Source organism: Pseudoalteromonas sp. 2CM39R (assembly GCF_023161845.1).
This window is the reverse complement of record NZ_JALNTM010000006.1, coordinates 86,253-99,293: the sequence shown is the minus strand read 5'-3', so window position 1 is coordinate 99,293 and position 13,041 is coordinate 86,253. Positions and strand designations below refer to the sequence as shown.

Genomic DNA, 13,041 nt, shown 5'->3' with positions numbered 1-13,041 from the left:
CTTTTTTGTACTTTTAAGTTAGCGCTTTATTAAAAGCTGTAAGAGTAACCCATTTGTACTGAGCGTGGCTTACCAGGTTGAATACCGCCATTTGCGCGGTTAGCAATGTAGGTTTTATCAAACAGGTTATCAACGCTTAGGTATACTTTTTGATTTTCATCAATTAAGTACTTAGCAGCTAAATCCCATACAACACGGCTATCAATCGCATTTAAGCCTGAGTCAGAAAGGTCAGCATGTGCATCCGATACGTAACGTATTTGGCTGTTAACAACAAAGTTATTCACTTCGGCACCAAATGATAAAGCAACTTGGTTTTCTGGTACGTAAGGCATTGCATCGCCTTTTTCTACAGAGCCCCAAATTTCTGAATCAAATGTGTTTTTAAACTCTGAATCAGTGTAGGTGTAAGTCAGTTTAACTGGGAACGCAACTGATGCAGTATTAAACGTACGACCAGCGCTAAATTCAAAGCCTGATACTTCTACTTCACCGTAGTTGTATTGGTCGCCAATGTTGTCGTCGCTACAACCTACTGATGCGGTACAGTTACCATGCATGTTGTCGTAATCAGAGTAGAATGCAATTACTTCACCGTTAAAGCCGTTTGCATTAAAACGAGAACCAAACTCAATGTTGACGCTTTCTTCTTCGTCTTGGTCAGCATTGCCTGGCGCTGCGGGTGCATAACCTTTTTGAATACCGGCAAGTAACGTTACGTTGTCGTTAAGTGTGTAAGTAGCACCTAAAGACGGTACTAAAATTTCAGTATCGTTTGAAATATCTTTCGTTAAGCCTTGGCTACGAGTTGGATCTGATTTAGCCCATTCTTCACGGGTAATAGTAATGTCTTCATAACGCAGACCTGCACTCACTACTAATGCATCCATTGTCCATTCGTCTTGAATAAATAGGGTGCTTGCTTTGGCGCTGTCTAAGCGGTTGCTATTAGAGCCTGGTGCGCCTTGTGAGGTAAGAGTCATGCTTAAATCTTGATTAAGCGTGTATTTGTCTTCCCACTGGAAACGATCCATTTCATCTTCGTGGTAACGTACGCCAACTGTAATGTAGTGATCGCCCGCTGGAATGTGTAATTCAGACTGCACACCTTTAGCTTGGTAGTCGCGGTTATTAGCCTTAACACCTATGTTTTCGATGCCTTCAGCCGTTGGGCTTGCTTCAAATTCACTGTATTGCTCAAGGTAGCTTTCGCTTACTTTACTGGCTTTGTACCAGTTACGGTGGAAGTCATTTAGATAAGCGGTTGCTAAAAATTCGTAACCTTCACCAAAGCGGTATGCATAGTTTACTTGGTATGCATTATGACGGGTGTTCATCTCATCATTTTGCGATGCCGCATAACGACGGTTAGGATTTTCTTGGTAATCTGCGTTAGTTAAGCCCATGTACGTTTCGTCTGATGTTTCTTCAGAGTACTTAGCTTTAAACTCAATGTTGTGGGCATCGTTTTCACCAAAGGTATGGCCAAATTTTACCAGTACGTCATTTTTTTCAAAACCAGTGTTGTCATCGCCTATAGGTAATTCTTTAAAACCATCAGCGCCGTAAGAAAACACTTCAATTAAGCCAGCAGTGTTATTTTTTTCTTTAGCGAAGTAAGCGTGACCTTTATAGTAACCATCGCTACCAAGTGCCGCGTCAACCATACCCATAGAGCTATTTGCTTCAGTTGGTAAGCTGCGAGAAAGTAAATTTAATACACCACCGGTAGTGCGCGGGCCATATTTAACTGAGGCAGCACCTTTTAATACTTCAATAGATTCCATACGACCCATAGTTGGGAAGTAATAAGCCGATGGTGCAGAGTAAGGAGCCGGTGCAACGAGTACGCCGTCTTCCATTACTGAAATTTTATCGTTACGGCCAGTACCTGTGCCACGCATACCAATGTTAGGACGCAGACCATAGCCATCTTCTTCTTGAACGTATACACCTGGTACAGATGCTAATACGCGAGAAATATCGGTAAATTCGAATTTTTGCAATTCTTCATCAGAGATAAATGTAGCCGATCCTGGAATATCGTTAATTGCTGCTTGTGAGCCAATAACGGTAATTTGTTCAAAGTTGCGTTCAACGCCGCCGGCATCTTTTGCCATTGCTGTAGCACTTAAAGACAGCGCTACGGCTGCAGTTAACGAGGAAACTAAAAATTTATGTGACATTGATTACCCTAAAAATAGTTCAACTACTAAAATTGGCGTAATTTAAACATGTTAACGAATGAGAATCAATATTATTAAGTTTTAGTTATATTTACATTTGCCGTAAAAACACGCTATTTTTATAACATTTTTAACTAAGTGTTTATTCTAATCTTATAAAATTAGGATAATGTATTGGCTGGTGGCGGTTAATTTAACCTGAACTCTGTGTGGGATAGATTTATTATCCAGAGTTCAGGTTATTTAAGCAGTGGGATAGCCTAAGCGCAGCTTAATAAATTCGGCGAGTTTAAATACCGCGTTTTCAGGTTCGCTGGCGGTTTTTACTAAACTAATACCTATGCTACCAAGCGCAGGTAAATGTTTAGTGTGTAAGTGATAGGCTAAATCGTTAGGTACGGTACTTTTTGCGAGCACTGTTATACCTAAGCCTTCTTTTAATGCGGCAATTAAACCGGTTAAATCGGCATTACTGTAAACAATACGATATTTAATGCCTGCTTTTTCAAGCGCCTGAGTTGCTCTGCGTCGGTAAATACAGCCCTCAGGCGCGGTCACTAAGGTTACCGTTTCATTTTGTGCCAGTGATAGGTCGCCCACCCACACTAATTGGTCTTGAATAAAAATAGGGAATTTTTCTGAGTCAAGTTGCTCGTTAAGCGCTAACACTAAATCAAATTGATCTTGGCGCTCATCAGAGAGTAGGTGTTTACTTAAACGTGATTTTACTTCAAGTGATACCTCAGGGTAGAGCGCCACAAAATCGCCAATAATGGAGGGCAAAATACGCGCGGCAAATTCGCTAGGGATCCCCAAGCGCACTTTACCGGTTATACTTTCTGAGGTGAACAACTGCAAAATGGCATCGTTATGCTGCACCATTTGCTTTGCCATCGGCAGTAATAACTCGCCATATTGGTTGAGCACTTGTCGTTGCCCCTGCTTTTTAAATAATTTATAGCCGAGTAAGTCTTCTAAGCGTTTTACTTGTAAGCTCACCGCAGGTTGCGAAAGGCCAAGTAAATCGCCTGCTTTGGCAAATCCACCAACCTCAACCACCATAACAAAAGTTCGTAAACTGTCGGTTGAAATATTTTTCATATTTAAAATTACTATTTATATGGCTATATATATAAGTATTATTTATCAATTGATAAGTAATTACAATTTGTTGTTGTAAGGCTTGCGCAATATACTTTTGCTATTAAAGATTGATAGGTATTTGTTATGACTTTTAACCCGATTATGTTTGCCCGCCATAGCAACGCTAAAAGCGCGGTTATTAATGCCTTACAAGCCGATAGCAATCACCTTGTTATTGACTTTAGTGGTAGTGAAGCATCGGTATTTTTAAGTGCTATTTTAGGTCATGACCTCACCAAACTTACCGCTAGTGGCTTTGGCTTTAAAGGCACACTGGATGGCGATTTAAATTCTGATTTTAGCTACGCCGTTTACTACTTTAGCGAAACCGCCTTTCGATTTGTACTTCCAGTTAATGCTAGCCTGCAATTACAAGCGCTCATTAACGAGCAGCAGCTTAGATACGATATAGACTTTGTGGTACGCACCGACTTAGCGACCTTTACTTTAAAAGGCGACAATGCATTTGATACCTTAGTTGAGGCATTTAAACTAACCCCAGGGTTACGCCTTGCTGACGCGCAGCTTTGCTATGGCGCGCAAAGTGGAGACGTGTTTGTTACTGCAGTAGATCAAAACAACGAACAGCAGTTTATTGTTATTGCTAAAACGGCCACGCTTGATAAGTGGCAACAGTATATGCAGCAACAGGGCTTTAGTGTTACCAACACTCAAGCAGCCTAACGGGTAAAAAGTTTAAAGATTACAATTTGGTAGGCTTATTAATGGCTACCATGTTATTCCCCCTCATTTAATTGAGGCCACGCCCACACACATGGGTTAATTTAAAAGTGAAGGAATATTATGACTTCTAAAACAGTATTACATGCAAAGCATCTTGAAGCCGGCGCAAAAATGGTTGATTTTCATGGCTGGGAAATGCCAATTAACTACGGCTCACAAATAGAAGAACACAACGCCGTACGTAACGATGCGGGTATGTTCGACGTATCACACATGACCATTGTTGATATACAAGGTGAGCAAGCACAAGCGTTTTTACGCAAGCTAGTAGCTAACGATGTTGCTAAGTTAACTGTACCAGGTAAAGCGCTTTACACAGGCATGCTTAACGAGCAAGGCGGCGTAATCGACGACTTAATTATTTACTACTTTAGCGAAACATTTTATCGCTTAGTGGTTAACTCAGCGACCCGTGAAAAAGATTTAGCACATTTGGCTAAGGTATCGAGCGATTTTGCTGTAACGGTTACTGAGCGCCCAGAATACGCCATGATTGCGGTTCAAGGCCCTAATGCACGTGCTAAAACAGCTCAAGTATTAAACGCAGACCAGCAAGCTGCAGTAGAAGGCATGAAGCCATTTTTTGGTGTTCAAGCCGGTGATTTATTTATTGCTACAACAGGTTATACTGGCGAAGACGGTTACGAAATTGTAGTACCAAACGAGCAAGCCGCCGATTTATGGCAGCAATTGCTTGATGCCGGTGTGGCGCCAGCGGGCTTAGGTGCGCGCGACACACTGCGTTTAGAAGCCGGTATGAACCTTTACGGCCTAGATATGGACGAAAGCGTATCACCACTGGCAGCTAACATGGCATGGACTATTGCATGGGAGCCAGAAGATCGTGACTTTATTGGTCGTGATGTTTTGGTAAAACAACGTGCAGAAAAAAGTACTCACAAGCAAGTAGGTCTTATTCTTGAAGAAAAAGGCGTACTACGCAGTGGTTCTAAAGTAATTGTTGATGGTGGCGAAGGTGTTATTACATCTGGCACATTCTCACCAACATTGGGCTATAGTGTTGCATTAGCACGTGTACCACGTTCAACTGGCGACACAGCTCAAGTAGAAATGCGTAAAAAATTAGTTAACGTAAAAGTAGTTAAGTCGGGCTTTGTACGTAACGGTAAATCAATAATCTAAATAATTTGGTTATACCAATAAATAAGTTAGCCTTATTCATTGGTATTCTCCCAATCTAAACCAAAGGATGAAAAAAATGAGCAATATCCCTAGCGAGTTAAAATACGCACCTTCACACGAGTGGGTTCGTAACGAAGGCGACGGCACTTACACTGTTGGTATTTCTGAGCATGCGCAAGAACTACTTGGCGACATGGTATTTGTTGAATTACCAGAAGTAGGCGACGAAGTAGATGCTGGCGAAGACTGTGCAGTAGCAGAGTCAGTAAAAGCGGCATCAGACATTTACGCGCCAATTAGCGGTGAAATTGTTGCCATTAACGAAGAGCTAGAAGATGCGCCTGAAACAGTAAACAACGACGCATACGGCGACGGTTGGTTATTCCGTATTAAAGCGTCAGAAGAGTCTGAGTTAGATAACTTATTAGACGCTGAAGGTTACGCGCATACAATTGACGAAGACTAATCGTTAATTAATAAAAGCCCCTCTATGTTAAAACATTGGGGCTTTTATGATTAAAGCGCTTATTTTTCCATACAAAGTAAGCAGCTAAATCATCACATATTTTAATCAATACTAGTTACCCATTAGTATTTGGATCATAGGAATCTGGACACATGTCAAACGCCAAATCTCTTGAACAATTAGAGCAAAAGCAAGATTTTATTCGCCGCCATATTGGGCCAAGCCCAGCGCAAGTAAACGACATGCTTAGCGCTCTTGAAGTATCGAGCGTTGAAGAGCTGATCGGTCAAACTGTACCTGCTGGTATTCGTCTTGAGCAAGGTCTTAATATCGGCGAAAGCCGCACCGAAGTTGAAACACTAAGCTACTTAAAATCAGTAGCAAGCAAAAATAAAGTTTTCAAATCGTATATTGGCCAAGGCTACCACCCAACTCACGTACCGCACGTAATTTTACGTAACGTACTTGAAAACCCGGGTTGGTACACAGCGTACACACCGTATCAGCCAGAGATTGCACAAGGGCGTTTAGAGTCACTATTAAATTTCCAGACTATGACCCTAGATATTACCGGCCTAGATTTAGCAAGTGCCTCACTGCTTGACGAATCAACCGCTGCAGCCGAGGCAATGGGCCTTGCAAAACGTGTATCTAAAGCTAAAAAAGCCAATGCGTTCTTTATTGCCGACGACGTACACACGCAAACCATTGACGTAGTGAGCACCCGTGCAGAGCAATTTGGTTTTGAAATTATTGTAGGTAAAGCCGCCGATGCTGTGAACCACGATATTTTTGGTGCGTTATTTCAATACCCGTCAACATCAGGCGAAATTGTTGATATAACTGACCTAATAGCTGGCGTACAAAGCAAAAAAGCGATTGCCTGTGTAGCAGCCGACATCATGAGCTTATTACTATTAAAAGCACCAGGTAAATTAGGCGCAGATGTAGTACTGGGTTCAGCACAGCGTTTTGGCGTACCTATGGGTTACGGCGGTCCTCATGCAGCATTTTTTGCAACACGTGATGCGTACAAACGTTCATTACCAGGTCGTATTATTGGTGTATCAAAAGACCGTTTAGGTAACGATGCATTACGTATGGCAATGCAAACCCGCGAGCAACACATTCGCCGCGACAAAGCCAACTCAAACATTTGTACTGCGCAAGTATTGCTAGCGAACATGGCTGCGTTTTACGCGGTATACCATGGCCCGCAAGGCTTAAAAACCATTGCACAACGCATTCACCGTTTTGCTGATATTTTAGCAACAGGCTTAAAAGCAAAAGGTGTGGCACTTAAGCACACTACTTGGTTTGACACATTAACAGTGGTTGATGAAAACAAAGCCGACGTGATTGCGCGTGCTGTAGCTAAAGGTGTTAACTTTGCTACTAACCATGCAGGTGAATACTCAATTTCAGTATCTGAAACCACAACCCGTGCAGACGTTGCTGAGTTATTTGATATTATTTTAGGCGAAGGCCATGGCCTAAGCGTAGATGCGATTGCTGCTGATGTTGAAGCAAATGGCAGCGACTCTATTCCTGCAAGCCTAGTGCGTGATGATGAAATACTAACGCATCCAAACTTTAACAGCTACCACAGCGAAACAGACATGCTTCGCTATATTAAGCGCCTTGAAAACAAAGATTTAGCGCTTAATCATTCTATGATCTCGTTAGGTTCATGTACCATGAAACTAAACGCGACCGCTGAAATGATCCCAGTTACATGGCCTGAATTTGCTAACCTTCACCCATTCTGCCCGCTAGACCAAGCAGAAGGTTATCAAGTAATGATTAACGAACTACACGATTGGCTAGTTAACATTACCGGTTACGACGCGGTTTCATTGCAACCAAATTCAGGTGCACAAGGTGAATACGCAGGCTTAATCGCCATTCGTAAATACCACGAGTCACGAGGGGATGCGCACCGTAACGTATGTTTAATCCCAAGTTCTGCACACGGTACTAACCCAGCTTCGGCACAAATGGCCAGCATGAAAATTGTGGTTGTTAACTGTGATAAAAATGGCAACATCGACATGGAAGACTTAAAAGCGAAAGCTGAAGAAGTCTCTGAAAACCTATCATGTGCCATGGTAACGTACCCATCTACCCACGGTGTATACGAAGAAACGATTCGTGAATTATGTGAAATTGTTCACCAGCATGGTGGCCAAGTTTACATGGATGGCGCAAACATGAACGCGCAAGTAGGTGTTACTAGCCCTGGCTTTATTGGCTCAGATGTGTCGCACTTAAACTTACATAAAACCTTCTGTATTCCACACGGCGGCGGTGGCCCAGGTGTTGGCCCAATTGGTGTTAAATCGCACCTTGCGCCATTTATGCCAAACCACAGCGTAATTAACGTACCAGGTACTAATGAAGGAAATGGTGCAGTATCGGCAGCGCCTTACGGCTCTGCAGCTATTTTACCTATTTCATGGGCTTACATTGCCATGATGGGCTCTGAGGGCTTAAAACAAGCGACAGAAATGGCGATTGTAAATGCTAACTACTTAAGCAATGAGCTAAGCAAGCACTTCCCAATTTTATACCGTGGACGTAATAATCGCGTTGCTCACGAATGTATTATTGACCTACGCCCATTAAAAGAAGCCTCAGGCATTACAGAAATGGACGTTGCTAAGCGCTTACAAGATTACGGTTTCCACTCACCAACGATGTCGTTCCCTGTAGCGGGCACATTAATGATTGAGCCAACTGAATCTGAGTCTAAGGGCGAGATTGACCGCTTTATTGAAGCGATGGTGTCGATTAAAGGTGAAATTGATAAAATCATTTCAGGCGAATGGTCTATCGAAAACAACCCACTGGTATTTGCACCGCACACACAAGCTGATGTGTTAGGTAATGAATGGGACCGCGCGTATGACCGTTTTTACGCTGCATTCCCAGTGCCAGCAGTTGCTAAAGACAAGTTCTGGCCAACGGTTACGCGAATCGATGACGTATACGGCGACCGTAATTTAGTATGTGCATGTCCTCCGATTGAGACATACCGCGACTAATTTTTGAATGTAGATCTCGAATAAAGAATGCAACTATCGGAATTAAGTTTGCAACTCAAATAAAGTTTGCAACCGATAGTTGGATTTTGAGGTCAGTAAAATAAAAAAGCGAACCAGAGATGGTTCGCTTTTGTTTATTTAGTCCATGAATTCGATAGCTTTTCAGCTTGTTCTAAAACAAGCTCTACGGCTTCAACAGCTTTATCAGGTGGATATTTGTAACGCTGCAATGTACGCCGCACCAGTATTTTTAATTTAGCTCGAACACTGTCACGAACCTGCCAGTCAACCGTGGTTGACTTCCTGAGTTTGTCAGTGATTTCGACAGCAATCTTCTTAAGGATCTCATCTCCCAGTTTACGTACGGCGCTTTCGTTATTTGCTAGGGCATCATAAAACGCGACCTCATCTGGAGTTAAGCCTAGTTCAGCCTCCCTTGCTATCTCCTCTTGAAACTCTTTGGCAATTTGAATAAGTTCTTCAATCACCTGGGCTGTTTCAATACCACGGTTGTTGTATTTTCTAAGCGTTTCTTGTAGGCGTTCAGCGTATTTTTTCTCCTGTACAACGTTATTACGTGTCTTCGCTTTAATGTCATCCTTGAGTAGTTTTTCAAGTAACTCAACGGCTAAATTGCGCTCTGGCATTTGTCGCACATCTTCTAAAAACTCATCCGATAGCAAGCCAATATTGGGTTTGTCCAAGCCACAAAGTGCGAACACATCAGCAACGCCTTCCGCGATCACTGCGTTATCGAGGATCTGTTTCAGTGCCGAGTTTTTCTCTTCCTGCGTGCGCTTTTTATCTACGCTGGTAAATTTACTAATCGCGGCTTTAATAGCGGAGTAAAAGGCGATTTCTTTCCGTAACTCTTTCGCCTCATCCAAGGTGCTACATAGCGAATAAGATTTCGTCGCTGCCAACACTAAGTCTAAGAAACGCTTTTTACCATCTTCTAAGCCGAGTACATAGTTAGCGGCGGGCACCAATAGTTTGTGCGCTTGTGTTTCATAGCCCGATATATCCAAACCATCAGATTTTGGTGTTTTACCAAACATGCCACGGATAGCATCTATTTTTTCTAAAAGAATAGAAAATGCTTCTTCTGCATTGAGTGTTGGCTCCCCTTTACCTTTTGAGTCCGTGTAGGTTTTGAGTGCTTGCTTTAATTCATTGGCTATACCGATGTAATCAACGACCAGACCGCCAGGCTTGTTTTTAAACACGCGGTTAACTCGGGCAATAGCCTGCATCAGGTTATGGCCTTTCATTGGCTTATCGACATACATGGTGTGACAACAGGGCGCATCAAAACCGGTAAGCCACATATCCCTAACAATAACTAACTTCAGTGGGTCGTCAATATCCTTAAAGCGCTTCTCTAAACGTTTTTTGGTTTTTTTGTTATAGATATGAGGTTGCAGAAGTGGCTTGTCCGAGGCTGACCCCGTCATTACAATTTTAATCGCTCCTTTGTCAGGGTCATCCGAATGCCACTGCGGGCGCAGTGCCACAATTTCATTATAGAGATGTGCACAGATATCACGGCTCATACCAACAATCATGGCTTTACCATCCATGGTGGCATTGCGTGCTTCAAAGTGCTCGACCAAGTCTGCCGCAACTTGGCTTAATCTAGGCGCTGAGCCAACCAACTTTTCAAGACGGCTCCATTCGCCTTTGGTTTTCTCACGGTTGCTGACGTCCTCTTCATCTTCGACCACTTCATCAACTTGATCTGACAACTCGGCAATTTCAGCATGGTTCAAATCAAGCTTTGCTAAGCGTGACTCATAATAAATAGGAACCGTAGCACCGTCATCTACTGCATCTTGAATGTCGTAGATGGACACATAGTCACCAAAGACAGCACGAGTATCTTTATCATCGGCTGAAATGGGTGTACCAGTAAAGCCAATAAAAGATGCAGATGGAAGGGCATCGCGCATATGCTTGGCGTAACCAAACTTATATTGGCCATCGGCACTGAGTGTTGCTTTGAGACCATACTGACTGCGGTGTGCTTCATCTGAGATAACAACAATATTGTGTCGATCATTAAGTATTGGATGATGCTTCTCGTCATCAAGCAGGGCAAACTTTTGCACTGTGGTAAAAATGATACCGCCAGTCTCTCTTTCAGCTAATAACTGTCTTAACGCGTCTCGGTCAGATGCTTGAACAGGTGTTTGCTTCAAGAGCTCTACTGCATTGCTGAAGGTGGCGTAAAGCTGGCCATCAAGATCATTGCGGTCGGTGACAACAATCAGCGTTGGGTTATTCATGGCTTGTTGTTGCAGCAACTTACCGGCATAACAACACATTGAAATACTTTTGCCGCTGCCTTGAGTATGCCAAACCACTCCGGCTTTTTTACTACCCGGTACAACCTCGTCTGCGTAAGTTGCGCGCTTGTCTTCGATACCCTTAGGTTCTTGGGCTGCGATAACGGTTGCTTTAACAGCTTCACGCACGGCATGAAACTGGTGATAACCCGCAATCTTTTTAATGATCGTCTCACCATCGGTTTCAAACAACACAAAGAATCGGATGTAATCGAGCAGTAATTCGCGGTCAAAAAAGCCCCGCACCATGGTTTCTAATTGCCACTCCAGTAGCGGTTTATCATCTTCATTTTTAATGGTACGCCAAGGCATAAAACGCTCTTGGCTGGCAGTGAGAGAGCCTACCCGAGCGGTGTAACCATCACTGACTACTAACGCCTCATTGAAGATGAAAAGGTCAGAGACTTCATCTTTATAGGTTTGCAACTGATTAAAGGCATCCCAAATATCGGCATTTTCATCGCTTGGGCTTTTTAGCTCAAGCACAGCAATCGGTAAGCCGTTGATAAAACAAATAACGTCAGGTCGACGTGGCTGCTTAGTGCCAGTAATGGTGAACTGATTAGCGACTGAAAAGGTATTGTTGTTTAGGTTATCGAAATCAATGATAAAAGCATGATCTGAAACTGGCTCGCCATCATCCGTTTTGTATTCAACCGGCACGCCTTCTAATAACAACCGATGAAATGCGCGGTTATTAGTGATCAAATCCAAGCTTTCAGGCTTTAAAACAATCGCTTTAAACTGCTCATAGCAATGCTCTATTTGTGCAGCAGGTAGGTGTTTATTAATCGTTTCAAATGACGCTCTAAGTTGACCATCCAATACTACTTGCGCGTAATCATTGCGTAATGGGTTGTCGCTATCTGGGGCAATATCAGGGCCATGTAAAACATCCCAGCCGCCTTCTTGGAACCAGTCTAAGCAGAGGTTTTCTAATTGCTCTTCGTTCATTGATGTACTCCCTCTGTTAGTTTCTCCAGTAAGGCTTCTATTGATTCATCATGATCATCGGTATACCAAATAGGAAAAATGTTTGCCTCACCTAATTGATTTTTTCTTGCAATCCTATCTTCGCCCTCATTGAGCTTTAAGAAAGCATAGTGACGAGGCACATTTTCAGGCCCTTTCTTATCAATAATACGCTTTAAGCATTTAATCGTTCGGTCGACGGTCAGGCTACAACCCAAAAACAATAGCGTGCGATTGCTTGTTGCCTCTATAACAGATTCTAATGCCTGATCATCTTGGTAGTGCTTATCATATTCGTCTTTGGTTAGTATGCGATTGCGAGAGGAGCTTGCCTTCCCATGAAGCTTTACCAGAACTCGTCTGTTTTCTCCCAAAGCTCTTGGTAACTCTTCAGCCGCAGGGCCGAGTAACTCTTCTTCAAAATTGGAGTTAGCGTTCTCGTAGCACCGGGTGAGCACATTATCAAAATTTGTTGTTACCACTGCTTGTTTAAATATCTGTGGTAAACGTTGCACCACGCCAAAAATTTCTTGATTTGCACCAAAAGCATTTTCTACATGCTCAAGAAAGCAGCCAGCAGGTAGAGCGTCGCTCAGCATTTGCGCCGCTTCTTCGTACTGTCCTTGTGTTATTGCCTCATCAAAAACAGCTTTACTGACAGTTGTCTCATCCAGAACTTGGTAAAGAAACTTTGTCCATCCTGGATAGTCACTAGGCATTGACATACCCGCGCCAATAAAAGGAATGATCGCACCGCGTGAGTATATTTCTTTTAATTTACGAAAACGCCCTAGGTTATCAAATAGTGCAAGTATCTCATCTGCTCTGGCAATATTTTCCATTTGTCTTTGCTGTAACCAATCATTAAAGGCTTCTTGATAACCTTCTTTTTCTAGCTCTTTTAGAATGTTTTCACGACTGAAAACATAGCCTACAACGTCGATTTCACCTTCTTCATTTAGGTAGTCATGAAACTGGGGGATAAGATAGTCCATTTT

Annotated in this window: 8 protein-coding genes; 4 read left to right on the top strand and 4 right to left on the bottom strand. The window is 42.7% G+C overall.

Translation table 11 applies throughout. The features are described 5' to 3' along the window. Positions 1 to 29 precede the first annotated feature (29 nt). Together MTF66_RS14935 and MTF66_RS14930 are read right to left on the bottom strand one after the other, a co-directional pair. Positions 30 to 2,186: a TonB-dependent receptor domain-containing protein gene (locus tag MTF66_RS14935; protein ID WP_008465322.1), complete on the bottom strand. Its 2,157-nt coding sequence runs from the start codon at positions 2,184 to 2,186 to the stop codon at positions 30 to 32. Positions 2,187 to 2,429: 243 nt separating this feature from the next. After that, a complete protein-coding gene (locus MTF66_RS14930) occupies positions 2,430 to 3,287 on the bottom strand; it encodes a LysR family transcriptional regulator (RefSeq protein ID WP_248527590.1) in 858 nt (285 codons plus the stop codon). A gap of 126 nt (positions 3,288 to 3,413) precedes the next feature. Between MTF66_RS14930 and MTF66_RS14925 the strand changes: the two genes are divergently transcribed. The 4 genes from MTF66_RS14925 (at position 3,414) to gcvP (ending at position 8,726) form a co-directional block, all read left to right on the top strand. Continuing rightward, positions 3,414 to 4,013: a hypothetical protein gene (locus MTF66_RS14925; protein WP_138622269.1), complete on the top strand. Its 600-nt coding sequence runs from the start codon at positions 3,414 to 3,416 to the stop codon at positions 4,011 to 4,013. Positions 4,014 to 4,133: 120 nt separating this feature from the next. Then, positions 4,134 to 5,216: a glycine cleavage system aminomethyltransferase GcvT gene (gene gcvT / locus MTF66_RS14920; RefSeq protein WP_008112433.1), complete on the top strand. Its 1,083-nt coding sequence runs from the start codon at positions 4,134 to 4,136 to the stop codon at positions 5,214 to 5,216. A 76-nt stretch (positions 5,217 to 5,292) separates the two neighbouring features. Next, on the top strand, positions 5,293 to 5,682 hold the full coding sequence (gene gcvH, locus MTF66_RS14915; protein WP_008112430.1) for a glycine cleavage system protein GcvH: 390 nt from the start codon (positions 5,293 to 5,295) through the stop codon (positions 5,680 to 5,682). 152 nt (positions 5,683 to 5,834) lie between these two features. Continuing rightward, positions 5,835 to 8,726, top strand: a complete 2,892-nt coding sequence (gene gcvP, locus MTF66_RS14910; RefSeq protein ID WP_193050298.1) for an aminomethyl-transferring glycine dehydrogenase — start codon at positions 5,835 to 5,837, stop codon at positions 8,724 to 8,726. A gap of 134 nt (positions 8,727 to 8,860) precedes the next feature. Here the strand turns inward: gcvP and MTF66_RS14905 are convergent, their stop codons facing one another. Together MTF66_RS14905 and MTF66_RS14900 are read right to left on the bottom strand one after the other, a co-directional pair. After that, the gene (locus MTF66_RS14905; RefSeq protein ID WP_248527589.1) at positions 8,861 to 12,025 is read right to left on the bottom strand and encodes a type I restriction endonuclease subunit R; all 3,165 of its coding nucleotides are present in this window, start codon (positions 12,023 to 12,025) and stop codon (positions 8,861 to 8,863) included. After that, entirely contained in the window at positions 12,022 to 13,038 is a 1,017-nt protein-coding gene (locus tag MTF66_RS14900; RefSeq protein ID WP_248527588.1) for an SIR2 family protein, read from the bottom strand. The genes MTF66_RS14905 and MTF66_RS14900 overlap by 4 nt, the downstream gene beginning before the upstream one ends. Positions 13,039 to 13,041: the final 3 nt, after the last annotated feature.

Coding starts and splice junctions, on each gene's coding strand:
- MTF66_RS14935 (WP_008465322.1), bottom strand. CDS start 2,186: ATGTCACATAAATTTTTAGTTTCCTCGTTAACTGCAGCCGTAGCGCTG.
- MTF66_RS14930 (WP_248527590.1), bottom strand. CDS start 3,287: ATGAAAAATATTTCAACCGACAGTTTACGAACTTTTGTTATGGTGGTT.
- MTF66_RS14925 (WP_138622269.1), top strand. CDS start 3,414: ATGACTTTTAACCCGATTATGTTTGCCCGCCATAGCAACGCTAAAAGC.
- gcvT (WP_008112433.1), top strand. CDS start 4,134: ATGACTTCTAAAACAGTATTACATGCAAAGCATCTTGAAGCCGGCGCA.
- gcvH (WP_008112430.1), top strand. CDS start 5,293: ATGAGCAATATCCCTAGCGAGTTAAAATACGCACCTTCACACGAGTGG.
- gcvP (WP_193050298.1), top strand. CDS start 5,835: ATGTCAAACGCCAAATCTCTTGAACAATTAGAGCAAAAGCAAGATTTT.
- MTF66_RS14905 (WP_248527589.1), bottom strand. CDS start 12,025: ATGAACGAAGAGCAATTAGAAAACCTCTGCTTAGACTGGTTCCAAGAA.
- MTF66_RS14900 (WP_248527588.1), bottom strand. CDS start 13,038: ATGGACTATCTTATCCCCCAGTTTCATGACTACCTAAATGAAGAAGGT.